This is a genomic window from Gemmatimonas sp. (genome assembly GCF_036405635.1).
Taxonomy (GTDB): domain Bacteria; phylum Gemmatimonadota; class Gemmatimonadetes; order Gemmatimonadales; family Gemmatimonadaceae; genus Gemmatimonas.
Genome location: NZ_DASWXE010000147.1, coordinates 1 through 26,510, shown reverse-complemented (window position 1 = coordinate 26,510; position 26,510 = coordinate 1). Strand labels below are relative to the sequence as shown.

Here is a 26,510-nt window from a genome sequence, read left to right as displayed (position 1 = left end):
ATCGGTCAGCACGGTACACCCGACATGGCTGGGCATTCCGCTGGGCGGCTCCGCTGCGAAGCGTGTATTAGGTTAACCGGTGCCGCGGCGTTGCGCCGAGCCGATGTCTCGCGTCCTACCCGAAATGCTTTCCGCCGCCCTCGCCTTCGCTCTGTTTTTGGGCCTGAGCCCATCGTGGCTCTGGTTTCCCTCCGTGTGGGCTTCCAATCGCGAACATGGGTTTGCCATAGCGGCCCTCTGCGGGTGGCTGCTGTGGCGGGAGCGTCGACAGCTGCAAGGCTGGTCGCCTGAACGTCTCCTGTGGCCGCTGCTGGGCATTGCGTCGATTGCTTGGTGGGCTGCCTTCACGGCCGACATCCAGGTCGTCCACCTGCTGTTGACACCGGTCATCCTGTGGCTGTGGCTCGGCGCCACCGCAGGGCAGCGCGCACTGCGCGCGACCGCTCCGGCGGCGTTGACATTCCTGTTGGCGATCCCGGTATGGGAAGCGCTGGTGCCGCTGCTGCAGACCATGACGGTGCTGTTCTGCCGTGCCGTCCTCAGCATGACCAGTATCCAGTTCACGATCCGCGACAACAGCATCATGCTGCCGTTCGGTGTGCTGGAAGTCGCCGATTCATGCTCGGGGCTCAACTTCGTGATGGTGGGTACGACGGTGGGCGCCGCCTATGCCCATCTCTTCGTCAGCGAACGGCGGTGGCAGTGGCGCATTGTTGCCTCAGCGACGGCGCTCTCCATTCTCGCCAACTGGATTCGTGTGCTGGGGCTGGTGGTGATCGCACACCGCACCCGCATGCAGTCGTCACTGATGCAGGATCACGAGATGTATGGCTGGACGATTTTTCTCGTGGCACTGCTGACGTTTTTCATGGTGGCGCGACGGCTCGAACAACGCATGGAACATCCGTTGACGATGGCGGCGCCGGCGCCGGACACGGCGGGCATGGGCCAGCCGCCATTGGCCTCGATCATGCCCGTCACCGCCATCGCCGTGCTCGGCCCTGCCCTGGTGGCGGTGCTCGCAGTGCTGCCCGCCGCCGAGACGCCGGCGGTCGGCGTCGATGTCGCCAATGGTCGCAGCATCGGCATTGCGCCCGGTTCCCAGTGGACCGTATCGATCGACAGCGCCCCCACGGCCTTCGAGCCGCATTTTGCCGGATCATCTCGGGTGTCGCGCCAATTCGTCGACAACGGCATGACGGTGCAAGTCGACCAGTTCCACTATGCACAGCAGAAACACGGCGCTGAGGCAACCAGCTACGAAAACCACATCGCGCCGGACAGTATGATCGTGCAGCGGCGCACCGTCGGCCCGCTCGACAACTCGTTACGGATCGTGCAACAGACGGCCATCCGGGAAGCGTCTGACGTGCGGATCGTGTGGAGCTGGTACCGCATTGGTGGCATCGAAACGCCCTCGTCCACCAAAGCCAAACTGCTGCAGATCCTCGCGGCGATCCGCAGACGTCGTGATGCCGACGTCGTGCTCGTGTCGGCGCGTTGCAAAGGTGCCGAGTGCGATGCCGCCACCTCCGCACTCTATTCGTTGGTCACGGGACGCGAATTGCCCGCCAAGAATGCCGGACCTGCATCGGGCTTGTGAACGCCGGACGGCCTTCCCCAACAGTCATCTGTGCGTATCGCCAGGAGGAACTGGCGCCGCACCTGCCTGCGTGGCAAGCACTGGCACAGGACGCCGCGTTTGGTGAATGGTGGGCCGGCCCAAACTGGATCCTGCCGTGGATGGATGCATTTGGTGCCGACATCAGCCTCGCCGTGCATTTTGTATACGATGGCCCACGACTGCGTGGCGTCGTTCCGTTCATTGCCGCCTCGCGAAACGGCACCGATATCGCGCGACTCACGCTCCCGGTCAATAGCCACGTGCGACGTGTGGGCTGGTTGGCCGATGAGCCGGCGTCGGTATTGTCGGCCGTCCTGAAAGACCTGCGACACCGGTACCCAACGGCGGCCATCGCATTGCCGCAGATCCCGCGCCTTGGCCCCTGGGCCGATGCGGTGCGTCGCGCGACGACCATGGCAGGACTGCAGGCGTGGACGACTCCGCAAACCTCCAGCGCTGTTGCATCGTTCACCGATGGCTGGCCGGCTTATGTACGTGGACGAGACAGCAAATTGCTGCGCAATCTGCGCAGACACTGGAAGCGCCTGGACCCGGCTGACGGGTGGCGTGTGGCGCTGTGCCGGGATCTGACCGACCTCCCCGCACAATGGGATGCCGTGCTGTCCATCGAATCACGCAGCTGGAAGCACGCCAATGGCAGTTCGATTGATACCGAACCAGGCGCTGCCAATCTCTATGGGCACGTTGCGCAGCGGTTCGCCCAGCAACGTGCACTCAGGCTGTGGGTGCTGTACCAGCATGACGTGCCCGTGGCGCATGCCTTGGCCGTGGTCGATCGTGGAGTGTTCTATCTGCTCAAGAACTCCTACGACGAACAGTTCCGCAGCTGGTCGCCCGGAATGGCCTTGGTGTGGCATGCCATGGAGAATGCAGCGAGCGAGGGTATCCAGCGCACGGACTTCCTGGGTGATGCGGCCGACTGGAAACGTCCCCTCTCGACGGACTTGCCGGAGTACGAATCGTGGCTGCTGTTCCCGGCGTGGCATTTGCGCGCGCAGGGACTGCGCTTCATCGACCAGGTGCTCAAGCCACCTGTCCGAGCCTTTCGTGCGTGGCGAAGCCAGCGCCACGCAGCGCCATTGGCGACGTCCTAGGGCCGTTGCAAGCGTCGCCGAACCCGCTCCAGATCGTCGGGCCGCACAAACCGGTGCGTGGGTAGCGTATGCAGCCTTGCCGCGAGCAGCTCCGCGCCCGGAAAGGTGTCCTTGGAGTGCACCATTGCCATCGCAATTTCCGGATAGTTGCTGAGGGTGCGCGGGTAGCTGCGCACCACACCGTGCGGTCGCAAGTCAGCCGCCGCCGCCGAAGAAATCAGCACGGGAAATCGCAGCGCTCCGTCGACCGAATCCGCGCCGACCGTGCGCACCAGACCGCCGTTCAGGTCGAGCAATGCCTCGCGCCACCGAGACGCGATTTGCCGACGGCGAGTCGCGGCCTCCTCGGAGGCCGCAAGCACGGACGGCAGGAGCGCGCAGGTCACCATGGACGGTCCGTGATCAGCAGACGGCGCCTTGTACGCGGTGTCGCCCAGTCGGAGAAAGGGTAGCGACGCAAGGAGGCCGTAGATGTGAGGGCGGCCCAACAGTACTGTGGCAACGGTTGCCGCGAGCGCCTTGGCATTGTGAACACGTCCCTCAGCGATCTGGCCGGTTTCGGTGAGCGGGTCGGTGGACAGCAGCGCGCCGCCACCGCCGGCGTTGCGCCCCTTGCCACGCCCGAAGCTGAGGACCCCCCAGTTGGTGAGGGTGCCTGCTGGCTGACCAGCCAACGCTCCACCTGCACCTTGTGCGGCGTCTTCGATCACGACGGCTCCGTACTGCGCCGCCATCGACGCCACGAGTGCGGGATCAGTAATGCGCCCAAAGAAGTGCGTCAGCACCAGCGCTCCTGCCCCCGCCCGCAGACATCGCTCCACCGATTCGAGATCCGGAAGCAAGGTCTGGGGATCGAGGTCGTAGAGCACCACACGATGCGCTGCTGCGATGGCCGCGGTGCCGATATCGGGGCAACACCACGCAGGAAGGGCAACAATGGGCACGGGTGTGCGGCCCGTGCCGCCGGCATTGCGCCGAAACGTCTGCGCCAATGCATTGGTGCCACTGTCGGTCAGCAACACACTGCGACCAGGAAATGCCCGCGCCAACGCATCATCGAGTGCCGCGGCGTCGACCGTGCCCTTGAGCAGGGCCACCGCTGCATCCCACAGCGCGGACGCCGATACCGGCCCCAGTACCGGTGGGAGAACCCGCCCAGTCATCGAAAGCGTCCCACCAGATCTTCGAGCTTTGACAGGCGCGGCGAAGGTCGTAGGGACCATTCACCGCCGATGGTCGTGCGCGTCCCCCCAAACCCCGCCTTGAACGCCGCGATGCCATCGAGTGACGTACCCACTTCCGTTGGGACGCCGCCAAAATCCATCCAGCGACAACCGGTGGCGCGAGCCCATTCGATGCCTTCGCGTACCAACAGTGGCGCCACCGGTAGACGCCCCAATGTGGTATCACGCCGGGATCCGGCGATCTCGTAGATGCCCAGATCACCGACGCGACGGAAGCGCGCGCAAGCGATGATCTGATCGTGCCCCGGCAAGGAAGCCGCGAACAGCGCCACATGGGTGGCATCCAGGTCCGCTCGCAGGGACTCCGGACTGGGGATGACGACGCCCGCGTCGCGGCGGGCGAAGGCCTCCGCCACCACGGCACGAATCTGCTCGAGATCGGCGGCATCAATCACGCGCCGCACCGTGAGGCCGGCGCGCCGGGCTTCGCGCAGATTGCGCCGCGTACTCGATGAAAACCCCTGCTCGGGTTCTCCATGCTGATCGAGCGGCAGGAGAAGGGTATCGACGTAGTCTCGTGGTGATACCGGCACATAGCCGCTCGCCTTGAGCATCGCGATCAGTAGGGCACGCCGTTCCGGGAGGAATTCCCGCAGCCCGATGTTCACGCGCAGCACGTTGGGCACGATGGTGCCCAACGCCGACAGAATGCGCGGCAGCTGCGACTCCATGAACGAAAAGTTCTCCCGTCCCAGCCCTTCCCATCGCACCAGCCTGGCCCAGGGGAGTCGTCGGCTTCGCTCCACGTCGAGCACAAACCCCGCATACAGCTCGGCGCCGACATACACCGCGCACCAGCGATGCCGGGGCTGGACACAGCGTGGCAAGGAGTCCGCACAGAACCGGTGGCGCCCGATCAACTCGTCCTGCTCACGTCGCGCCACTGGCAGTTCGAGATCGCGCAACTGCAGCGCGAGAGGGCCAGAGAGGTCAGTCAAAGAAATCGCGAAGCAAGGTCCCAGGACGACGATCAAATCCGAAGCGTGGCACACGCCAACGCCAGACGGACAGGTCCCGGGGATCCTGACGCGTGACGGCGATCCCGGGTTCCGCGCTGACGGCGCCGAGCATCTGCATGCCCTGCAGCGCTCCAATTTCACGCTCGCCGAAATCATCCGCCAGACCATTCGGATAGCAGAAGATGCGCGACGGGTTCTGCACCTCGGCGCGCAGCCGCTGCAGTGACTCCGTCACCTCCCAGTGCGCCCGATCGGGTGCACATCGACTCAGGACGGGGTGCGTCATAGTGTGCGCACCAAAGTGCACCCCCCGACTCTCCATACGTCGGATATCGTCCCACGAGAGCGTGGCCAGTGCATCGGGAGCGCGATCCAGGATCGGCACGTCCACCTGTTGCGCGACGCGCGCGATGGTCGCGTGCATGTCTTCCGGGGGAAGCGTCTTCAGGTACGTCTCGAGCACCTGTCGCACACGGCTCTCCGCGCGCGCGTCGGACCAGCTCAATGTGCGCTCGCCATCCGGCATCGCCAGCACGATTTCTCGACGCTGTGCATCCCGCAGAACGCGAGCCAGCTGCTCCCACCAAAACACACCTTGGGTCTCCAACACCCCAGGCACGACAAAAACCGTGTATGGGCTGTCGAACTCCGCAAACACCGGATGACCGATCTTCGCCACGTCGGCGAATCCGTCGTCGACGGTGAAAGCGACCGTTGGTGGGGCATGCGCGCGGGCTGCGGCTGGCTCGTCGATCGCCCGTTGGATCACCGCGTCGACGGTGTCAATGCGTACCCGACACGCGCGCAAATAGGCGAGAATGGCCCGCAGGCCTTCGGGATCGTGTCCTTCAATGCCCAGCTCACCGTCGGCAAACCGATGGAGCATGAGGATTACACTGTGCCCACGTCGCAACCGCCAGAACAAGCGACCGATTGCCGGCTGCGCCAATGCGCTCCGTACCGCAGATTTCAGCACGCTTGAAAGGTACTGCTGCCGAAGGAGTCAACAAGGCGAGAAGCTCGCCTCACCAACCACCGATGCGGAACAGCATGACGGGGACCGTACGGGCCATGATGCGGATGTCTTCCCACAGCGACTGGCGCTTGATGTACATGACATCGAACTTCACCTTGCGGCGCACGTCGTCCAGCGTCTGATCGTAGGGATTCGACACCTGCGCGAGTCCCGTGATGCCGGGCTTCACACGCTGACGGAGCGGATACTCGTCGATCTGCTCACGCAGGCGCACGAAGATGCTGGGACGCTCCGGGCGCGGGCCGACAATATTCATGTCCCCCCGCAGCACGTTATAGAGCTGCGGCAACTCGTCGAGCCGGGTCTTGCGAATGATGCGACCGATGGCTGTGACCCGGTCATCGTTCATCTTGGCCCACACGGCCTGCCCATTCACCTCGGCATCCACCCGCATCGAGCGGAACTTGTAGATGGTGAACGGGATCCCGCCCAGATCTTCGCGTCGGCGCTCGTTGAGTGCGCGGGTCCGGTTCCAGCGACGGTCGATCCCGACACGAACCTGCGTGTACAGCACCGGACCGCGGGACGTCAGTCTGATCACCAGCGCGGTGATGAGCATCGCCGGCGACGCCAAAAGAATCATCACCAGCGCCACCAGCATGTTGAACGCGCGCGAGACGATCTCGGAACGCGGGCGCGGCTCGAAATCGTCGGGCCCCGTCTGCTGTGCGCTCATCGCGGCAGCGTCCAGACCGACGACGCCATCGGCGTCAGTGCCTCGCGGCAGTCTGGAGGCCGCCCGAGCACCGGCGGAAAACGGGATTACAGAAGCGTAGCTATCCATGAGGCGAAGAGGTGCTTCAGTTGTTCTGGCGGTCGTAATACCACTGCAGGAAACTGATGAGCGCGAACAGCAAGGACGAAAGGATGAAGAAGATCTGAATCACGAACTGCCAGTTGATCTTCTTCTTGAGTGGAATGTGAACTTCGTCACCACTCCGCACGTCGATCTGCTCCAGCGTCCGTCCGTCCTTGACCAGGCGCTTGGAATCCTTGCCAGAGACCAGCAGCGCCGTTCCCCGGCGGATGGTCAACTCGTTCAGGTTCGCGTTGGGCGCCGGTCCACCCGCCAGCATCACGAGATCGGTAATTGGGCGATCCGGTGACGCATGGTAGTAACCTGGCACGGCCACAGCGCCGAACACGGCTACGCGAGTCAGGACGTTTGTCCTGACTGTCACATTCCGCAAGAATCTGGCCACATGCGCACTCATTCGCTCGTCCAGCTCGGAACGCAGCACGCCGGCCAGCGAAACATCCGGAAGATTGAGGATGGAGACCTTCAGGCTGTCCCGAACCGAAGCAGTATCCGCCCGAACGCTATCCTGTCGGACGGTGATGACGAACCGATCACCAACGCGAAAATCGCCGAACTGCAAACGGTTCCTGATCGATGCCAACTCGGCGAGTGCCGTCGTCTGCGCACCGCCCTTGAGCGAGCCGCTGTTGGTCTGCTGTTCGAGCAGCGCGGCCCGGGTCGAGAGTTCAGAGCGGCTCGCGCGCTGCATGGCACCCTGCGATGTGCCCTGCGCGCCGACGAAACCCGGCGCTGCGAGCAGCGCAAACGTCAGCAGCGCGCCACGGATTGACGCGCGAACGCCACAACGTGATGACATGGAAAGGCTTGCTCGGAATACCGAAAAAATTGATTCGCCCTTCATGACCGTGCCCGCGGTAGTGCGGGACCGGTCGGTCCACTGCCTTCGGCGAGTCGCGGCGGCAACTCCTCATCCGTCGCCGCGTACTCCTGATAATAAGAGTAGTACTGATACACACCGGTGAGCTTGATGCCGTTGAGTACCGCGCCCATCACCCGCACGGGCAGCGTGTCGACCACCGCCATCTTTGCCGCCGCCATCTTTCGGTCCGTGATTCCCGCGCGCATCACCAATGCCATGTTCCCTGCCGCCGTGGCGAGCGCATAGGCATCGAATCCGGCGCCGAGCGGCGGCGAATCGATGATGACCACATCGTATTCTTTCGCCATCTGATTGATGAGCTGATTGAGACGTGGTGTGGCGAGCAATTCCGGTGCGCGACGACGGCGGGCGCCGCCTGGCATCACCGTGAGATTGGGATGGGAGGTAGCGGGGTGCAGGACCTCAGCGATTAGCGCCGTACCATCCAGATACTCCACCAGTCCCGGACGCGCGTTCACGCCAAACGTCTTGGCGAGTTCACCACGCCGGATATCGCCGTCGATCAACAGCGTGCGGGCGCCTCCTTCAGCGAAACTCAGAGCGAGATTCGATGAAATTAGACTCTTGCCGTCATTCGGCCCGGGGCTCGTGATCGTCATGGTGAGCGGACGATGCGGGTCGGCCGCGTAGCGCACATTCATGCGAATGGTGCGGAACGCCTCCACCACCTGCGCCGCTTGATCCGCCTGTCGCCGCTTCGCTTTGGTATCGATCACCGGCACGACACCAAGAATGAACAAACCAAGATCGTCAGTCGCCTGTTCCGGATAACGGAAGCGCTTGTCCACCTGATCGAGCAGAATGGCGAGCACCACACCTAATCCGAACGCGGCAGCGATGGCGCCAAGAATGAGCATCGGCGCCGTGTTGCGTGTGGGCTTGAGTGGCGCCACCGCAGGATCGAGAATGTTGACGTCCGGGATGGTGGCCGCTTCGGCCAGCTTGGCTTCCGCCGCCTTGAGATTCAGGTTCCGGTACATCTCCGCCGCGACTTCGACCTGGCGCTTGAGACGCTGTTCTTCAATAGTCCGCGCAGGGATACCACGAAGGTCCTTGCTGCTCTGGTCGATCGTGGCATTCAACGATTGTTCACGCAGCCGCAACTGCGCGAGATATGCGTCGAGCGCGTTGGGCACCGAGGTGCTGCGCAGTGTCGCCAGCGCCGCCAATTCATCCTTCACGCGCTGGTATTCGTCCGTATAGCTCTCGCGCAGGCGGCGAAGATTGAATTCTCTGGCCGACTGCTCTTCCACCACTTTGCGCAGGTTGTCCGCCGCAGGGTCCGCGTTGACGCTGGGAATCGACAACACGGCTTCGCGCGTGATGGGCTGTCCCTGACGTCCCTGTTCGGCGATGCGTTCGAGGGCTTCGCGATCTCGCCGGTAGTTGTCAGATAGAACCTTGTCCCGGAAGTAACTGTCGAACGCCGGGCTGGTCGTCATGTCCAGTCCTGGCGTGATAGCCTGACGTTCAGTGGGCTCGGTCACCGTGCGCACACGAAAGCTTTCCAACGCTGTTTCTGCGTCCTGCAGGCTGCGCGCCGAGAACTCGCGCTGGCCTTCCAGGATCATGGCAACTGAGCTGACGTTCTTCTTCTTGAGCGAGGTGGCCACGGCGACGAACTGCTCGACCCATGCATTGAGCGTGGCCGCGGTACGCTGCGCATTCTCGCCGGTCAGATTCAGGAACAGGAACGAGGAGCCGGTCTCGAGGTGCATATCCAGACGCTTGATCAGCCCAATCGACGCTTCACGGGGCGTCTGGACATTGAACTCCACGGAGGATCGTCCGCGTAGCGCGTTGGCGTCGGGCTGCCACAGAAAACCGCGCGTCCGGCCGATGGAATCGCCCAGCACGCCGGTTTCGACTTCAATGCCCGGCTTGAGCGAGAGGGCATAGCGGCCACCGGTGAGGTCGAGCGAATAGTTGCCGGGAGCCAGACGCATCTGATCGACGCGGAATGACCGAAAAGCCAGGCTGTCCGCCTCACGCGCCGGCGTCACGAACAGTCCCAGATCGGTGACAACCGGGTCAGCGATCGCAAAAGAACGCAAGAGGTCCTGCCATCCCGATGCCGCGAGTAGCTCTTCGGCCTGAATCGGGCCGCGACTCTGTCCACCGGAGTTCACCGCCGTTCCCTGCTCAAGCAGGATCGTGGCCTGAACCACGTACTCCGGTGTGATGAATCGAGTGGCGGCATATCCGCCGGCCGCTCCGAGCAGGGTGATCAGCAGGATCAACCACTTGAACCGATTGATCGCCGAGAGATAGCGCGCGAGACTCGGGCCTTTCGGTTCCTGCGACGGCTCAGCGGAGCCACCCCAATCCCCCGGGGGCGGCGCCTCCTGATACGGCTCGATCGCAGTTTCTCGAAGGGGAAGCGGCTGGATCTGCTGACCGGACATTGAAAGTGACGGGATGGGGAACAGAGGTAATGTCTGGTTTATGACGGCCTAAGAATCTGCTGCGCAACACACTGATGCGTAAGCGCACTCGCCACGCTGCAGCACCGCAACAAACTTCGTGACTTTCTCCGGTGTGTTGCAGTCATGAAACGGATATGTTGAAGCGAAGCGACGAGCACAGCTTGACTGACGACCTCTTTTGTCGTATTTCGACATATCATAGCTCGAACTGTACGGCGCATTGCGGGAAATCTGTTTCAGTTGACAACACCCGTTGAGTCCACACCGCGACCTGTCGAGACTGTGCAGCAGAGATCGCACCCCTGCCTACATAAGTGGCGAGCCTTCCGCCGCTGTTCCTACGCCGCGCCGGTATGACTGATCCTTTTCTCACTGATGGCACATCCTCATCCGTTCCAGACAAGGGAACAGGTCTGCGTATTCTGGTCGCTGACGACGATCGGACCCTGCGTGAGGGGTGTGCTTCGGTACTGCAAATGGACGGGCATCTGGTCACCGCCAGTGGCCGTGGTGAAGAGGCGCTTGAACTCGTTCGGCGCCGGAAGTTCGACCTGATTCTGGTGGACCTCTACATGACCCCGATTTCGGGCATGGAGGTCCTGAAAGCGGCCGTTGGAGCCCACAAGGACGTCATTGTAGTCGTCATGACCGGCAATCCGACGGTGGCGTCCAGCATCGAAGCACTGCGCGCCGGAGCCTGGGACTATCTCCCCAAGCCCTTTTCTGCCAGTCATTTGCAGGTACTGGTGGGTCGTGTGGCGCATGCCGTCACGGCCGCAAGAGAGGTTCGCGAACCCGTGCGAGCAACCGGATTGGTCACGCAAAGTGGCGCCGGAGAGCTCATGTCGCTGCTCGGGGTCTCGCCCGCCTTCCGAAAGGCCGTCGAACTGGCCCAGAAGGTTGCCGCCACCGACGCGTCGGTGATGATCAGCGGCGAGAGTGGTACCGGCAAGGAGATGATCGCCCAGTTCATCCACAAGCACAGCCGCCGAGCGGCCCGCAAGCTCGTGCCGGTGAACTGTGCGGCACTGCCGGACAACCTGCTCGAGTCCGAAATGTTCGGCTATCGCAAGGGCGCCTTCACCGGCGCCGATCGCGACAAGCCGGGTCTGCTGGAAGTGGCCAACGGCGGCACGTTCTTTCTCGACGAGTTGACCGAAATGGCTATGCCGCTGCAAGCGAAGCTGCTGCGTGTGCTGCAGGACGGCGTGGTACGTCGGCTCGGCAGTGAGGTGCAGGACGCCGTGGTCGACGTGCGATTCATCTCCGCGACCAATCGAGACCCTCAGGAGTCGGTCCAGCAGGGCATCCTGCGCGAGGACCTGTTCTACCGCCTGCGAGTTGTACCGATCAAGCTACCCCCGCTGCGCAAGCGCATCGAAGACATCCCCCTGCTGGCAGAGCACTTCCTCAAGCGCTCCTGGGAGCGGCATCGCACCGGCGGTGCACCCGCGCCCGAGTTCACGGCGGACACTATCGGTTTTCTGCAGTCGCGCCCGTGGCGCGGCAATGTCCGTGAGTTGCAGAATGTCATCGAACACGTGGCCGTCATCGCCGATAGTGATCGACCGATCACGCCCGATGATATCCCAGTCTACGATGACGGCCCGACAGCACCGACCGCCGAAACGGGGCTGCCCACCGCCATCATGAACGAAGCGTTTCATGTGGCGAAGGACAATCTGATCGCCCACTTCGAGAAGGAGTATCTGACTCGCCTCACCGCGCGTGCCGGCGGCAATATGTCCAAGGCGGCGAGGCTCGCGGGTATCGACAGGACCACGCTGTATCGCCTCATGGAAAAACACGGACACAAGCGGGATATGATCTCCGGCAATCTCGAGTAGCCGATGCGTCGCGAGATCACAGCTCGACGGCAGCCTCACATGCGGCATCGATCAGCCGAACAGACGGCAGATGTGAGTCCGTCGACCATTGCATCCCTCGTAGCGACCGGCTTGCAGCAAGTGGCCGTCGACATGTCGTCCGAATCCAACAACGCGCCAGCCAATGGCCCTCTGGCTGAATTCGCGCATGACCTGCGATCGCCACTGAGCACCCATTTGCTGCTTCTGGAGCGCTTGCGCCTTGGACACGCGGGACCGCTGACCAAGGAACAGGATCGACAGTTGCAGATCCTGCACAGTGCCGCAGCGGCGATGGTGGCCATGGCCAACGATGCGTTCGACCTGGCGCGTGGCCCCGCCACCTCGACCGCCATCACGCTCGGCACCGTCGCCATCCCAGACCTGTTCGACCACATCCGGGCGTTCGTGCAGCCGATGGTGGAGGAGCGCCGACTCGTCCTGCGCCTGTCGTCATCAGCAACGGGTCGGCGCGTGGGCGACCTGCGTCAGGTGCAGCGCGTGCTGCTCAACCTGGTCATCAACGCCCTCAAGTACACCGAGGAAGGCAGCGTCACCGTCTCCGCGGAAGATGCCGGGGAGGATGCGCCCGATGGTGTCACTTTTGTGGTCTCCGATAGTGGCCAGGGACTGCCGGCGCCGGTGGTCGAGTGGCTGCGGGATCCTCGGGTGGTGCACCCCTACGGCTCCGGATTCGGACTGCCGCTGTGTGTTCAATTGCTGGCCGGGATGGGCAGCGCGCTTCACCACGACGATGTGGCGGCGGGCGGCACACGCCTGCGCTTCACCGTGCACCTTCCCCGCGAGCGCTGATCGTGCTGTTCAACAGCATTGAGTTCATCTTCGCGTTCCTGCCGATCGCCTACGCGATCTTCTGGACGTTGCAGACGGCCAACGCCAGGTACGTGTGGCTGACGATCACGGGCTACGTCTTCTACGGATGGTGGGACCCGCGGTTCTGTCTGCTGATGGCCTTCTCCACGCTCGTCAGCTATCTGGCGGGACTGGGCATGTTGCGTTCGCCGGTGGGCTCGCAGGCGAGAAAGATGTACCTGGTGGTCCCGATCACGGTCGATCTCGCTCTGCTCGGCTTCTTCAAGTACACCAATTTTGCACTGGATACGGCCCGCTCGATCGTCTCGGTGACTGGTGCCACCTTGGATGTGCCGCATCTGGACATCATCCTGCCGATCGGTATTTCGTTTTACACGTTTCACACGATTTCGTACATCGTGGATGCGTACCGCGGCACGATCACGCCGACCCGAAATTTCTGGGAGTTCTCCGCGTACGTGTCGCTGTTCTCGCAGTTGGTGGCGGGTCCGATCGTGCGATTCCGGCAGATCGAACAAGACCTCGAGCAGCTCGCCACCAGCAGTCGCACCCGGTGGCTCGGTCGTGGAATGTCTTTCTTCTGTATCGGCCTCGTCGAGAAGGTTTTGATTGCCGACACGCTGGCAGCGATGGTCGATCCGTCCTTCACACACTGGCGCGAGCTGTCGACCGGCGGCGCATGGCTGGCGGTGCTGGGCTACACGTTCCAGCTGCTCTTCGATTTCTCGGGATACAGCACGATGGCGGTGGGCCTGGGCTACATGTTTGGCATCCGGATCCCGCAGAACTTCAACTCGCCGTACAAGTCGCTGAATCCATCGGATTTCTGGGAGCGCTGGCACATCTCGCTGTCGAGCTGCCTGCGCGACTATCTGTACATCCCGCTGGGCGGAAATCGCTTTGGCACGGTGCTGACCTACCGCAACCTCATGTTCACCATGCTGTTCGGTGGCCTGTGGCATGGTGCGTCCTGGACGTTTGTGTTCTGGGGCTTCTACCACGGGTTGCTGTTGTGCGTGTACCGGGTGTTCCGCACGTCCTGGGATCGCCTGCCCCAATTGGTGCAACAGCTCTCGATGTTCATCGCCGCGATGGTGGGGTGGGTGTTCTTCCGCGCGGTATCCTTTGCTGAAGCCCTGCACATCCTGCGCATCATGGTCGTGCCCACGGCCGGCAGTCATTTCACGGACATTGATATTCGTCTGGTGCTGGTGGTCATGGCCATCGCCGCCTGGTGGAGCATGCGTGGGGCGAATCCGTTCGAGATGAAGCATGAATGGACGCCGACCCGTCGCCTCGCGTTGGCCACGGCCTTCGGGGCTGGCCTCGCGCTGATCGTCACGGCGCGGCCGTCGCCGTTTCTCTACTTCCAGTTCTAGGCGATCGCCGTGCTGAGACGTCTCGCGATCTGGCTGTCGGCGCTGACCGCCATGGCAGTGGCGCTCGAGGTGACCGTGCGCCTCGACGACTGGGCCCAGTTCGGTGTACCACTCATGGCACCGGCCATCGACCTCGAGGAATTGTCTGTCCGTGACTCCCTGGGCATGCATGCGCGCGCGGGCACCCAGTTTCGGCAGTTCCACATCAACGCCTTGGGGTTTCGCGGTCCGGAAGTCACCGACCGCACCGACAGTACGGTGTTGATCATGACGGCTGGTGCGTCGGAGACCTTTGGACTGTATGAAAGCCAGGGTCGGGAATGGCCGCGGCAGCTCGAGGACAGCCTGAACGCCTGCGGCGCGCGCGCGGTCGTACTGAATGCAGCGTTCGCCGGAATGGCGCTGCCAACCGTGCAGCAGGACTTTGTGCGACGTCTGGCGTCCTCGAAGCCGCGCTTCGTGGTGTACTATCCGACGCCCATGCAATACATGAGCGGTGACCCCACAGCGGCTGAGCCGGCGACTGCGGCCCCTGTACCGTTGCCCATGTGGCGATCACGAGCCCTGCCGCGATTCCGCGACGCGTTCAAGCGGGCGACGCCAACGCCGGTGCTCGACCTGGCGCGGCGCGTCACGACCCATCGGACACGCACCGCCCGCGGTATCTCCGTGCGCGATGCTGTCGACGCGAGCCGACTCGACGCCTTCGAACGGGATCTTCGGGGTCTGATCGGAACATATCGTCGGGGCGGTGCCACCCCCGTCCTGCTCACCCACCGCAATCGATTCGCAGATACGACCGGCGCCGATGCCCAGCTCTATTTGCGGGCGTGGGAACGGTTCTACCCCGAATTCACCGGAGCCGCCATCGTGCGGTTCGATGCACAGGCCGCACTCCGCGTCGCACGGGTGGGCAGCGATTCCGGGGTGCTGGTGGTGGATCCGCTACCAGCTCTCCGGGCGGCGGGGACCAAGGCTTTTTCCGACTTTGCGCACTTTACCGATGTGGGCGCTGCCGCGGTGGGCGGCACCACCGCGAGAGCCCTCGCGGCGAACCTCTGCCGACGCTAGCGGGGTGCCTGGCTCTGGGTCCCCAATCAGGTACCACCGTTTAGTTTCCTCGGTACTCAGCTAGTCTTGCGCTCCCAACTGATGGTTCAGGAAGATGACTCAGCCCAGCTCCGGCACCCCCCTGGCTTCCGATAGCCTCGAGATCCGCGACAGCCGTACCGGCTCCACGTACAGCGCTCCGGTGCGTACCGAAGGGCCGGAAGGCGACACGTACATGCGCGCCATGGACCTGCGTCCGATCAAGCAGGAGGCCGGTGAGTTCGGCCTGCTGAGCTATGATCCCGCGTTCATGAACACCGCTTCGTGCCGCAGTGCGATCACGTTCATCGATGGCGACAAGGGTATCCTGCGCTATCGCGGCTATCCCATCGAGCAGCTCGCTGAAAAGGCCACCTTCCTCGAAGTGGCGTACTTGTTGCGCAACGGTGAGCTCCCGAATCAGGGCCAGTACGACTCGTGGGTGCACGACATCACGTACCACACGTACGTGCACGAGAACATCCGGAAGTTCCTCGAGGGTTTCCGGTACGATGCGCACCCGATGAGCATGCTGTGCAGCGCCACGGCGGCGCTGTCGAGCTTCTATCCGGAAGCGCGCGACATCCACGATCCACAGCAGCGCTACATCAGCACGATCCGCCTGCTGGCCAAGTTGCCGACGATCGCGGCGTTTGCGTACCGGCATGTGAAGGGCCTGCCCTTCATCTATCCCGACAATGATCTGAGCTACTCGGAGAATTTCCTCTCCATGATCGCTCGGATGTCGGAGCCGAAGTACGAAGCGAATCCAGTGTTCGTGAAGGCGCTCGAAGTGCTGTTTATCCTGCACGCCGATCACGAGCAGAATTGCAGCACCAATGCCGTCCGCGCGGTTGGTTCGTCGCATGTGGATCCGTTCTCGGCCGTCGCGGCAGGCATCGCCGCGCTCTATGGCCCGTTGCACGGCGGTGCGAACGAAGCTGTGCTGCGCATGATCACCGAGATCGGCGACAAGAAGAACATTCCGGCCTTCATCGAAGCGGTGAAGAGCGGCAAGGGCGAGCAGCGCCTCATGGGCTTCGGCCACCGCGTGTACAAGAGCTACGATCCGCGCGCCCGTATCGTGAAGAAGCTGGCCGACGAAGTGTTCGCCCAGGTCGGCATGGACAAGGACCTCGAGATCGCGCTCGAACTGGAGCGCATCGCACTGTCCGACGACTACTTCGTGTCGCGCAAGCTGTACCCGAACGTGGACTTCTACACGGGCCTGATCTATCGCTCGATGGCGTTCCCGACGGACTTCTTCACGGTGCTCTTTGCCGTGGCGCGTGTGTCCGGCTGGCTGGCTCAGTGGGAAGAGATGATCCTGGACAAGGAGCAGAAGATTGCCCGTCCGCGTCAGATCTATATCGGCCATGGCGAACGGCAGTACGCGGATCCGCTTTCGGACAAGTTTCCGCGCACGCGAAAGGACAGCATCCGCAAGTAAATGCCCGCTCCAGAGCGTCCCTCGTGAACGGTGATACAGGTCAGCGCCCGCCCGGCTTAGGGCGGGCGCTTCCCGTCTTCACGGTGGACGTGGAAGATTGGTTCCAGGTCAGCGCGTTCGACAGCCATGTCGCACGCGATCAATGGGACGCGTTACCCTCGCGCGTTGAGCGCAACACCGATCGTCTGCTGCAGCTCTGCGCCGACACCGGCGCCCGCGGTACGTTCTTCACGCTTGGCTGGGTTGCGGAACGGTTCCCCGCGCTATTGCGCCGCATCGCCGAGCAGGGGCACGAGGTCGCCTCGCATGGGTATTGGCACCAGCGCATTCCGACCATCAGCGAAAGCGCGTTCCGTGAAGACGTGCGTCGCGCGAAGGCCGTGTTGGAAGACGCTTCGGGTCAGCGCGTGACGGGGTACCGGGCTCCGTCGTTTTCCCTCACAGACGATGTGTTGTGGGCGGCGCGGGTGCTGGTGGAGGAGGGGCACGAGTATGACTCGAGCCGTTTTCCGATTTCGCGTTCAGGATACGGGAGCGCCAACGCCTCCCGCGATCCCCATGTGCTCCACACCGCGTCTGGCCCGCTGCTGGAGTATCCCCCTGCAGTGTGGCCCGTCGCGGGCCTGCAGGTGCCGGTGGCAGGCGGCGGGTGGTTCCGGCAGTTCCCCTCGTGGCTCATCACCACGGGACTCGCGGAGGTCCTCAAGGGAGGCCAGCCCGCGGTGTTCTACATTCATCCGTGGGAGATCGATCCTGACCAGCCGAGACTACCTGTGGGTATGGTGACACGCATTCGTCACTATCGTGGTCTCGCGGCCTGTGATCGGCGCCTCGAGGTATTGCTGCGTCGTTTCCAGTTCCGCGCCTTCGACGATCTCCGGGCATCCGCGTGAGCAAGTCCGCTAGCCAGATCACGATCGCGACCCCCGGTGACGCCGCCGCATGGAATGCCTTTGTCGATGAGCATGCGCACGGCAGCACGTTTCACCGCTTCGAATGGCGGGATGTGTACCGCGACGTCTATGGTCACGACACGCCATACCTGATGGCGCGTCGGGATGGTGCGCTGGTCGGCGTGCTTCCGTTGGTGCGGGTGCGCTCGCTGCTCTTCGGGCACTACCTGGTCTCCTCGCCGTTCGTGAGCTACGGTGGTCCCATCGGAGACGATGAGAGTGAGTATGCCCTGAGCATGCATGCCGCAGGAATGGCCAACGGCGCCAAGCTGGTAGAGCTCCGGTCACGTCACGCCATTCGTACCGATCTCACCGCGGTCACGCGCAAGCTCACCGTGCTGCTCGACCTCGTGCCCAATGACTACGAGGCGACGTTCAAGGCGTTCGATGGCAAGTTGCGCAGCCAGATCCGGCGCGCCGACCGCGAGGGATTGCGCGTGGAGTTCGGCCCTGCGCACCTCGGGAGGTTCCATCAGGTGTTCGCGGAGCATATGCGTGACCTGGGATCGCCGGCCCATGGTCCGCGATTTTTTGCGCGTCTCACCGAGGCCTTGGGGGAACGGGCCTGGGTGGGTGTCGCCTATCTCGGTGAAGAGGCGGTGGCTGCCGGCTACGCGATCGAGAACGGCTCCGAGGTGGAGATCTCGTGGGCGTCCTCGCTGCGGCGACACCAGAAGATCTCGCCGAATATGGCGCTGTACGGGGCGTTCATCCGTCGCGCGTGTGAGCGTGGTTTTTCGGTGTTCAACTTCGGCCGATGCACGCCGGGGTCAGGCACGCACAAGTTCAAGCGACAGTGGGGATCGCGCGACGAGCCGCTCACCTGGTATCAGCGCAGCGCGTCCGGCGACGCTGCGCCGCCCAGCGGGGATGGCAGCGGATACGGCACCGCGGTGAAGGTCTGGCAGCGGTTGCCGCTGGCGTTGACCACGCCACTCGGAGCCCGGTTGATCGGAGGGGTGCCTTGAGCGCTGCACGGGCGGCCGTGCGTGCGCTGGCCTCCACCGTGCTGGGACAGCTCCCTTCACGGGTGCAACAGGGAGACCGTCTGATTCTGGCATACCACAATGTGGTGCCGCGAACGCAGCCACCGATTGGCGAGCGTACGCTGCATATGCCGGACGATCTGTTCGCTGCGCAGCTCGATGTGCTTCAGCAGGAACTCGACATCGTGCCCTTGATGGACATCATCGAGCGCGAGGCACCTGCTGAGCGGCGTGTCGCCCTGACGTTCGATGATGCCTGTGCGTCCGCGCTGTCGCTGGGTGTGCGGGCGTGCGTCGCACGTGGGCTACCCGTGACCGTCTTCGTCGCTCCCAGCCTGCTCGGCACCGTGCCGTGGTGGGATGAGCAGGCCGCGGCCGGCCGGTGGCCCGATGTCGCGCGAGCGGAGTTCCTCAACGCACGACAGGGCATCGTGACACACACTCCGGCATCGCAGCTCGCTGCGGAACTGGAGGTCCTGCGCATTGCCCACAAGGAAGAACTGGATGCGATCGTGACCCTGCCAGGGATCACGCTCGGCAACCACACGATGCGTCACGCCAATCTCTCGCGGCTTTCTGCTGCCGAAGTTGGTGAGGAGATCGCGGCGGCGCATCACTGGCTGCTCCAGCACTACCCATTGGTCACCGTGCCCGTCGTGGCCTATCCGTACGGACTTCCGCCCGCAGACGAGACCGCCCATCGGGTGCGTGGCGTCGAGCACGGTATGCTCGCCGCCGGTGGGTGGTGGCTTGCCGGCTCTGCGCAGTCTCATGGGGTCATTCCGCGTTGGAATGTGCCGGCGCCGATTCCCATCGGTCGATTTCGCTCCGTGGTTCGTGGCCCCTTCCGTCGTCGGCCACACACCGGAGCGACGGCATGAGTGACGCTCTCAAGGAGCGAAAGGGACGCGATGGGCAGGTGGCCCGGGCGATCGCCCTGACGGGACTCGGCAAGTACGCCGGACAGGCCGTACGCTGGGGTGCCACCATCCTGATCGCCCGCCTGCTTGATCCGAGCGACTACGGCCTCGTTGGCATGAACGAGCTGTTTGTTGGGCTGGTGTACCTGTTGGCCGAGTTTGGGGTCGGCACCGCAGTACTCAAGCTCCGCGTCGACGATCCGCGTGGATTGGCTCGACTGAATGGGCTGGCTCTGCTCACGGGGCTGGTCGCGTTCGGCATCGGCTTGGTCAGTGCCGGCTTCATTGCCGATTTCTTCAAGCAGCCTGCGTTGCGAGCCATCGTGATGGTGTCCTCCATCTCGTTTGTGCTGACATCGCTACAGACGGTGCCCGGCGCCATCCTGCAGCGGGACCTGCGGTTCAAGGAGTCCGCCATCGTCGAGTTCGCGGGCCACATTCTCACTGCCCTCGTGGTACTGGCGGGCGCATTGCTCGGCCTGCGCTACTGGTCTCTCGTCATCGCGGCACCAATCGTCAACGTGATTCGAGTGCTCTGGCTGTGGCGTCTCGCGCCGGTGGGGTTCGCATTTCCTGATCTGCGGCCGATCCGCGAAGCCGCCCACTACAGCGCGTGGGTGTTCGCCGGCCGCCTTGGGGCATATCTCCTGTACACGGCGGACTTCCTCGTCGTTGGCCGAGTGCTGGGCGATGTCGCCCTGGGCTCATATCAGTTTGCGTGGACGCTGGCCAATACGCCCAACGATCAGGTAAATGGCCTGGTGGCGCGCGTGTCTGGATCGTTCTATTCGGCGCTCCAGCATGACGTGCAGGAAGTGAATCGTCTCTATCGGCACCTGCTGATGGCGGTGGCTCTGGTGTCGGTGCCCATGGTGCTGGGACTTGCGGCCGTGGCAGAAGACTTCGTTCCCGTCGTGTTGGGCCCGCATTGGTCCAGTGTGATTGTACCGCTGCAGATTCTGTGTGTCTTCAACGCACTGCGCATCATCTCCATTCTGGCACTGCCGATGCTGGAGATGATGGGTGAAGCACGGTTCCAGACGTTCATTGAGTTTGCGGGTCTGGCCTACTTGCCCGCGCTCTTCGTGGCGGCGGCGTGGTGGCGGGGATCGACGGGCGTGGCGTTGGCCTGGATGGTGGGCTTCCCGCCACTGCTCCTGTTCATCTTGCTGCGGCTGCGGTCGCGCCTGGGTGTGCGACTCACCGAAATTGGCCGGGCGCTGCTGCCCGCCATGGCATCGAGCGTGTTGATGGTGGGCGTGGTGCTCCTGGCGCGCCATCTCATTGGCGATGCAGTGCCGGTTGCGGTCCGACTCATCATCCTGATCGTGATCGGGGCGCTGTCATACTTGGCAATGCTGCTTGGGCCGTTTCGCACGGAAGCCGACCGCGTGTTGCGCGTCCTGCAGTCATTCCGTCGATAGGCGTGCCATCATGGACGTTTTGCGTCAGGGCCTGGGCATCGTGCATCCGTTCACACCCAACGGCACGTGTGCATATCGCCCTGCTTGGGAGACACCGTGATGGCTGAACGGATTCGTTGTGTCGCGGCGTCGACGGAACATGCGGCAGGCCTCGCCGAGTTCTTCCGGATCAACTGGGGCGCCCAGACGACGCCTGACGAGGTGGTGCGCAGTATGGAGACCAGCGCCGCGGAAAACGTCGCGGAGCCTGGGCGTATCCCACCCGCCACGATTGCGGTGCGCGGTGGCGAGGTGCTCGCCTACTGCGGTTCCATTCCCACCCAATTTCGGCTGTGTGGCTCGACCCAGAGCGCGTACTGGGCCAAAGGTCTGTGGGTACTGGAGCAATACCGGGGCGGTCCACTGGGTTACATGGTCCTGAAGGAATTCTCCGCATCGGTGGAAATCGCTGCCGCGCTCACCGTGGACCCCGCCTCTCGGCGCCTGTTCGAGGGCCTGGGGTATCAGAACCTTGGTACGCTTCCCAATCTGGTGCAGCCGGTTTCGTTTGAGCGGTTGGGGCGACACATGCGCGGCATTGTGGAGCGTCAGGCAAACCTCCCGAGTGTTGTGCGCCGCGGAGCCCGCGTGGTGGACACGCTGGGCATCGGGCGCGCCGGCGGCATGATGGCAGATGCCATGGTATGGATGCTGCGCGCTGTGCGCCCGTCTCGCTACGAAGTCGCCATGGCGCCCGACATCACGGACGACGCGTTGCACCATTTATGGGACCGCTCCCGCGATGCCGCGCCCGCGAGCCCGGTGCGGGATGCGCATGCGCTGCGGACGCGCTATCAGCTGGGAATGCCGAAATCGGAGTACTTCCCGATTGTCGCTCGCAGGGAAGGCGAACTCGTCGGACTCGCCATCATGAAGCGCCCCAAAGCCATGCCGGACGGCCGTCTCGGCGGAGTCAGTGCCGCCTCGCTGTCGGACATTCTGGCGCTCCCCAACCAGCCCGGGCTGGACGCCGCGCTGCTGGACGGCTGCTATGGGGCCGCACGAGCCGAAGGGGCGGCGGCGATAGTCTTCAGCCCCGCACTCCAGCGTTGGCGCGACTCTGCGCGCCGACTGGGCTACTTCGCCATGCCTGGCAACGTACACTTCCTTCTCAAGCATCCGGCCGCTGCGGGAACGGTGCCCGGTGTGCTGAATCAATGGCATCTGACTCGCGGCGACGCAGAGTCGGATGCGTCATTCTAGTCCAGTCACGCGAGTCCTTCGATGAGCCAGCCACAGCGCCTGCAAGAGATCTTCCGCTCTGTCTTCAACCTGTCCGACAGCGTGGACCCCACCAGCATCCATCAACTGGGATTTCCGGCGTGGGATTCGCTCGCGCACGTGACGTTGATGGCGGCTATCGAAAGTGAGTTTGGTGTGGCGATTGATCTCGCGGACTCGATCGAACTGACGTCGTACGACGCGATCCTCGCACACCTGGAAGACGTGATGCCATGAGCAGCGCCAGATTCGTCGTCGACATTCCGGCGGAGGCGGCGCTCGCATTTGCAGGCCTGTCGGGTGACTGGAACCCGCTGCACACCGATCCCGCGTACGCAGCCACCACCGCGTACGCGCGACCGGTGCTGCATGGTGCCTTTTCGGCCGGCCTCTTCTCGCGCATGGCCGGCATGCATCTGCCGGGGCGCGCGTGTCTGCTGCACGGGCTGCGCTTGCGATTCATCGCTCCGATCATTCCACCTGTTGGCGTGGTGGTGGAAGGGCGGCAGATCTCGGGCACGGCATCGGTCGGTCGCGTCGCGGTATCGATCAGCGACCGCGAATCCGGCACGCGATATGTCGAGGGCGAGTACGACTTTGGCTTGCATACGTCCTCCCTCGATGACGCCGCCAGCGACGTCGTGGGCGCAGAAGGCATCGATACGCTCAGCACCGAGTCGTCGCCTCCGGGCACAGCCACTGACGGCGGTACCGCTCCGGGTCGCTTCATCGTGACGGGAGCGTCTGGTGGACTCGGGCAAGCGGTGTGCGATCGTCTCGGTGAACGGGCGATCGGCATCTCGCGAAGCGCTCGCGAAGGCCTTACACAGGTTGCAGATCTCGAGAATGCCGAGGAGTGGGTGCCGCAGGTGGTCGACGGTCAGCCTCTGGCAGGCATCGTGCATTGCGCGTGGCCCTCTCCAGACAACGCCGCCTTGAGTGAGTTGTCCGACCGCCTCAATCCCATCGAGCATCATATTGCGGCGCCACTGCGGCAGTGTTTTGCACTGGCGTCGGCGTTGCGGCGTCACGGGCAACCGGGATCGACACTGGTGCTTTTTGGTTCGACCGCCGCCGATCCGGGCCGCCACAACTACCGCATGCCGCTGTACTCCATCGCCAAGTCCACGCTGCCCACCATGACACGCGCACTGGCGATCGAGCTGGCGAAGTCTGAGCAGCGTGTGGTGAACATCGTGCTCGACGTCCTCGATACGGGGATGAATCAACGCATGGGGAAACTGGCCCGCATTGCGAATGCGAACCGGTCACCGTTCGGCACGATCCCCACCGCCGCGGATGCGGCCGCTCAACTGGCGTGGGTCCTCGACAACCCCTCTCCGATGGTGTCCGGGGCCAGCATTACTCTGGCGGCGGGGGCGCTGCCGTGAGTTTTCTGGAAGCCACCAAAGTCTTGCGCGCGTTCGCTGGCGGCCCCTCGCTTTCTGTTTTGCTGGCGATGTCCGGTACGAGCACACCGCTCGAGCTGTATCTGCGCGCCGAGGCCGCCCGTCGCCAACGGGCGCTCGAACTCGAGACATTGCCATTCGGGACCCTCCAGCAGCACCTGCTCCTGCCTGCCAGCGCGGAAAACCACCTCGAGGTCGCACTGCTCCTGCCGTGGGACCTGGTGCAGGAACTCGATTGGCGAACCGGCGTCGCTGAGCACGATGTGCAGGGTGATGTGCTGTGGCAGCGAGCGCAGGCGGTATTGGATCGCTTGCAGGCACGACGCACGCCCGTGGTGTACATCGATGCACCGACCCCTCCGCTGTCTCTCAGGGCCGGTGAAGGCGCACGCCTGCGCGCCCAACTGAGCCTGGCCGTGCGCGCCGCTGGTGGCGTGGTGCTTCCAGAAGAGGTATTCGCACTCTCGTCCTATCTCGGGAGCGGTGTGCCGGTGGCTGGGTCGCACATGGCCCGGGTCGCCACGGCCATTGTCGACGCCGTACTCCCCGTGCTTGATGCGTCAAAGAAAGTGCTCGTGACCGATCTCGACGAGACGCTGTGGAAGGGGATCATCGGAGATGATGGCGTGGAAGGGATCCATGCTGGCGCCGATGAAAAGGGTTACCCGCACTACCTCTATCAGACACTGCTCAAGCGGTTGCGAGGTGACGGCGTGCTGCTCGCCGTCGTGTCGAAGAATGATCTGGAGGTGGCTCGGGGGCCATTCCGGAGTGGTCGGACATTGCTGGCCGAGTCCGACTTCGTGGCCCTGCTTGCATCGTGGAATCCCAAGTCGGCGCAGATCGAGGCACTGGCCGAGCAACTGAATCTTGGTCTCGATGCCTTTGTCTTCGTGGACGACAATCCCGTTGAACTCGAAGAGGTGTCGCGCAAGCTGCCTTTGGTGCGTTGCCATCAGTTTCCGCAGCACCTGCGGGATGTGCCTGCCTTGCTGGAGCGCATCGCGGAGGACTTTCCGCGCACGATGGTGACGGAGGAAGACCGGGCCCGCACGGAACTCTACCGCCGGCGCCTCGCGACGATGGCACCGCGGGAGGCCGCGGCAGCAGACCTGCAGGCCTTCCTGCGTGACCTGGACATGACACTGCTCATCGCCGACCGCAGTCACGGTTCGCGGGACCGGGCGATCCAGCTCATCAACAAGACCAACCAGTTCAATGCCAACGGCCGCCGCTTCACGGAAGAAGAGGTCGCGACGGTGCTGGATGCGGGTGGTCGATTGCTGACGGCCACGTTGAGTGATCGGTCAGGCAGTCACGGAGAAATCCTGACGATGCTGGTCGACGCCGATGGTGTGTTGCGGGCCTTCGTGATGTCGTGTCGGGTGTTTCAGCGCCGCGTGGAGCATGCGGTATTGGGCTGGTTGATGGAGGCCGGTCGACCGTTGCAGATCGACTATGCACCGACGGAAAAAAATGGTCCCTTCCGGAGCTTTCTCACGGCACTTGGTGTCAGCGCTACGCAGACCGGCGTCGTGACGGTCGATTCGGCGCGGATCCAGGAAGACCAGGAGTCGGTGCGCGGCCTGTTCCGATGGACCACGCCAGAGGACAGATGAGCTGGCGCCCAGCGTTCCCCGATGGCAAGCGCTTTGCCTTCACCATCATCGACGACACGGATGTCGCGACGGTGGAGAACGTGCAACCGCTCTATGACTTGCTGCATCGGCTTGGGTTCCGGACCACCAAGACGGTCTGGCCGCTGCGCTGGGAAGAGGGATGGAGCGCCTTTGCCGGCTCGGAGACTCTGGAAGATCCGCACTATCTGGAGTTCGTGCGCACGCTGCAATCGCGCGGATTCGAGATCGCCTCGCACGGCGCGCGCATGGAGTCCAGTGATCGCGATCGGACGCTGGAAGGACTGTCGCGCATGGAGCAGCAGTTGGGCGCCATCCCGCGGGTGTACGCCAACCACTCGTTCAATCGCGAGAACCTGTATTGGGGCCCCGAACGGGTGGACATCCCCGTGTTGCGGGTCCTGTACCGGTGGATGATGGGTTCCAAGGGACGCGGACATTTTCTCGGCGGCGTCGAAGGCTCCGCCTACTGGTGGGGTGACCTCTGTCGCACCCATCACGAGTACGTCCGCAACCTCACCTACACCCACGTGAATGTGCTCGACATGAACCCGACGATGCCGTACCGGGATCCAGGTCGACCGTTGGTGAACTGGTGGTTCTCTGCCGTGGACGCCGACAACGTCGAAGTATTCGTCGAGCGGTTCAACTCGTCAGCAATAGACACCCTTGAACGCTCGGGCGGCGTCTGCATCGTGGCCACCCACCTGGGCAAACAGTTCGTCCGCGACGGGGCGGTGGATCCCCGCGTGCAGCGCATCCTCGAGGACATCGCCTCACGCGACGGATGGCTCGTGCCTGTGGGTGAACTGCTGGATTGCCTGCGCGCCCAGCGTGGCGGCAACGCGGAAATCCCCCGCCGGGAATGGCGCGCGATGCAGTGGCGCTGGGCGCTCGACTTCGCGTGGAATGCCGCACGTTCGCGCATCAGGCGCGCCGGAACCCGCTGATCACCACCGTCGTATCCACTTTTCCCTGTTCGACGCCGAACGATGACGACACGTCCTTCCACTGCACGTCGGGTGATCACCAAGCTCAAGGCCATCGCCAAGCGCGGTTTGCCAAGCTTGCGCAACTACGTGTTCTCCCAGTGGAACTATTGGCCTGTGGGGTCCATGCGCGGCCATTGGATGGAGCACATGCCGATCTACTGCATCAATCTGGATCGGGCGAAAGGTCGTCGCCGACTGATGGAGCGGC

23 protein-coding genes are annotated in these 26,510 nt (G+C 63.6%); 17 read left to right on the top strand and 6 right to left on the bottom strand.

Features of this window, described 5'->3' with window-relative positions; translation table 11 throughout:
- Positions 1–103 precede the first annotated feature (103 nt).
- Complete coding sequence (locus VGE27_RS12255) at positions 104–1,603, top strand: exosortase C-terminal domain/associated protein EpsI (protein ID WP_331049948.1); 1,500 nt, start codon at positions 104–106, stop codon at positions 1,601–1,603.
- Positions 1,604–1,743: 140 nt separating this feature from the next.
- Positions 1,744–2,739, top strand: a complete 996-nt coding sequence (locus tag VGE27_RS12250) for a GNAT family N-acetyltransferase (RefSeq protein ID WP_331049947.1) — start codon at positions 1,744–1,746, stop codon at positions 2,737–2,739.
- Here the strand turns inward: VGE27_RS12250 and VGE27_RS12245 are convergent.
- The 6 genes from VGE27_RS12245 to VGE27_RS12220 all read right to left on the bottom strand — a co-directional run bounded on the left by VGE27_RS12245 (position 2,736) and on the right by VGE27_RS12220 (position 10,083).
- Positions 2,736–3,902 (bottom strand): DegT/DnrJ/EryC1/StrS family aminotransferase, encoded by a 1,167-nt coding sequence (locus VGE27_RS12245; protein WP_331049946.1) that lies wholly within the window; start codon positions 3,900–3,902, stop codon positions 2,736–2,738. The genes VGE27_RS12250 and VGE27_RS12245 overlap by 4 nt on opposite strands.
- On the bottom strand, positions 3,899–4,921 hold the full coding sequence (locus tag VGE27_RS12240; protein WP_331049945.1) for a GNAT family N-acetyltransferase: 1,023 nt from the start codon (positions 4,919–4,921) through the stop codon (positions 3,899–3,901). Before VGE27_RS12240 ends, VGE27_RS12245 begins: the two co-directional genes overlap by 4 nt.
- Entirely contained in the window at positions 4,914–5,828 is a 915-nt protein-coding gene (locus VGE27_RS12235) for a polysaccharide deacetylase family protein (protein ID WP_331049944.1), read from the bottom strand. The genes VGE27_RS12240 and VGE27_RS12235 overlap by 8 nt, the downstream gene beginning before the upstream one ends.
- Before the next feature lie 139 nt (positions 5,829–5,967).
- On the bottom strand, positions 5,968–6,654 hold the full coding sequence (locus VGE27_RS12230; RefSeq protein WP_331049943.1) for a sugar transferase: 687 nt from the start codon (positions 6,652–6,654) through the stop codon (positions 5,968–5,970).
- 124 nt (positions 6,655–6,778) lie between these two features.
- Positions 6,779–7,639, bottom strand: a complete 861-nt coding sequence (locus VGE27_RS12225; protein WP_331049942.1) for a polysaccharide biosynthesis/export family protein — start codon at positions 7,637–7,639, stop codon at positions 6,779–6,781.
- Entirely contained in the window at positions 7,636–10,083 is a 2,448-nt protein-coding gene (locus tag VGE27_RS12220) for a polysaccharide biosynthesis tyrosine autokinase (protein ID WP_331049941.1), read from the bottom strand. Before VGE27_RS12220 ends, VGE27_RS12225 begins: the two co-directional genes overlap by 4 nt.
- Before the next feature lie 374 nt (positions 10,084–10,457).
- Between VGE27_RS12220 and VGE27_RS12215 the strand changes: the two genes are divergently transcribed.
- The 15 genes from VGE27_RS12215 to VGE27_RS12145 form a co-directional block, all read left to right on the top strand.
- Positions 10,458–11,951, top strand: coding sequence for a sigma-54 dependent transcriptional regulator (locus VGE27_RS12215; RefSeq protein WP_331049940.1), 1,494 nt, complete (start codon positions 10,458–10,460; stop codon positions 11,949–11,951).
- A gap of 39 nt (positions 11,952–11,990) precedes the next feature.
- Positions 11,991–12,782: a HAMP domain-containing sensor histidine kinase gene (locus VGE27_RS12210; protein ID WP_331049939.1), complete on the top strand. Its 792-nt coding sequence runs from the start codon at positions 11,991–11,993 to the stop codon at positions 12,780–12,782.
- 2 nt (positions 12,783–12,784) lie between these two features.
- On the top strand, positions 12,785–14,182 hold the full coding sequence (locus VGE27_RS12205; protein ID WP_331049938.1) for an MBOAT family O-acyltransferase: 1,398 nt from the start codon (positions 12,785–12,787) through the stop codon (positions 14,180–14,182).
- Positions 14,183–14,191: 9 nt separating this feature from the next.
- Positions 14,192–15,253 (top strand): hypothetical protein, encoded by a 1,062-nt coding sequence (locus tag VGE27_RS12200; RefSeq protein WP_331049937.1) that lies wholly within the window; start codon positions 14,192–14,194, stop codon positions 15,251–15,253.
- 94 nt (positions 15,254–15,347) lie between these two features.
- Positions 15,348–16,721: a citrate synthase gene (locus tag VGE27_RS12195; protein WP_331049936.1), complete on the top strand. Its 1,374-nt coding sequence runs from the start codon at positions 15,348–15,350 to the stop codon at positions 16,719–16,721.
- A 23-nt stretch (positions 16,722–16,744) separates the two neighbouring features.
- Positions 16,745–17,614: an XrtA system polysaccharide deacetylase gene (locus VGE27_RS12190; RefSeq protein WP_331049935.1), complete on the top strand. Its 870-nt coding sequence runs from the start codon at positions 16,745–16,747 to the stop codon at positions 17,612–17,614.
- A complete protein-coding gene (locus VGE27_RS12185; protein WP_331049934.1) occupies positions 17,611–18,642 on the top strand; it encodes a FemAB family XrtA/PEP-CTERM system-associated protein in 1,032 nt (343 codons plus the stop codon). Before VGE27_RS12190 ends, VGE27_RS12185 begins: the two co-directional genes overlap by 4 nt.
- Complete coding sequence (locus VGE27_RS12180) at positions 18,639–19,541, top strand: polysaccharide deacetylase family protein (RefSeq protein WP_331049933.1); 903 nt, start codon at positions 18,639–18,641, stop codon at positions 19,539–19,541. The genes VGE27_RS12185 and VGE27_RS12180 overlap by 4 nt, the downstream gene beginning before the upstream one ends.
- The gene (locus VGE27_RS12175) at positions 19,538–21,004 is read left to right on the top strand and encodes an oligosaccharide flippase family protein (RefSeq protein ID WP_331049932.1); all 1,467 of its coding nucleotides are present in this window, start codon (positions 19,538–19,540) and stop codon (positions 21,002–21,004) included. Before VGE27_RS12180 ends, VGE27_RS12175 begins: the two co-directional genes overlap by 4 nt.
- 99 nt (positions 21,005–21,103) lie before the next feature.
- Positions 21,104–22,246 carry a hypothetical protein gene (locus VGE27_RS12170; RefSeq protein ID WP_331049931.1) on the top strand — a complete coding sequence of 381 codons (1,143 nt, stop codon included), beginning with the start codon at positions 21,104–21,106 and terminating at the stop codon, positions 22,244–22,246.
- Between the two features lie 21 nt (positions 22,247–22,267).
- Positions 22,268–22,501: an acyl carrier protein gene (locus VGE27_RS12165; RefSeq protein WP_331049930.1), complete on the top strand. Its 234-nt coding sequence runs from the start codon at positions 22,268–22,270 to the stop codon at positions 22,499–22,501.
- Entirely contained in the window at positions 22,498–23,655 is a 1,158-nt protein-coding gene (locus VGE27_RS12160) for an SDR family NAD(P)-dependent oxidoreductase (RefSeq protein ID WP_331049929.1), read from the top strand. The genes VGE27_RS12165 and VGE27_RS12160 overlap by 4 nt, the downstream gene beginning before the upstream one ends.
- Positions 23,656–23,723: 68 nt before the next feature.
- Entirely contained in the window at positions 23,724–25,292 is a 1,569-nt protein-coding gene (locus VGE27_RS12155) for an HAD-IIIC family phosphatase (protein ID WP_331049928.1), read from the top strand.
- On the top strand, positions 25,289–26,260 hold the full coding sequence (locus tag VGE27_RS12150; protein ID WP_331049927.1) for a hypothetical protein: 972 nt from the start codon (positions 25,289–25,291) through the stop codon (positions 26,258–26,260). Before VGE27_RS12155 ends, VGE27_RS12150 begins: the two co-directional genes overlap by 4 nt.
- 42 nt (positions 26,261–26,302) lie before the next feature.
- On the top strand, positions 26,303–26,510 hold a 208-nt coding region (locus tag VGE27_RS12145), incomplete at its 3' end, for a hypothetical protein (protein ID WP_331049926.1).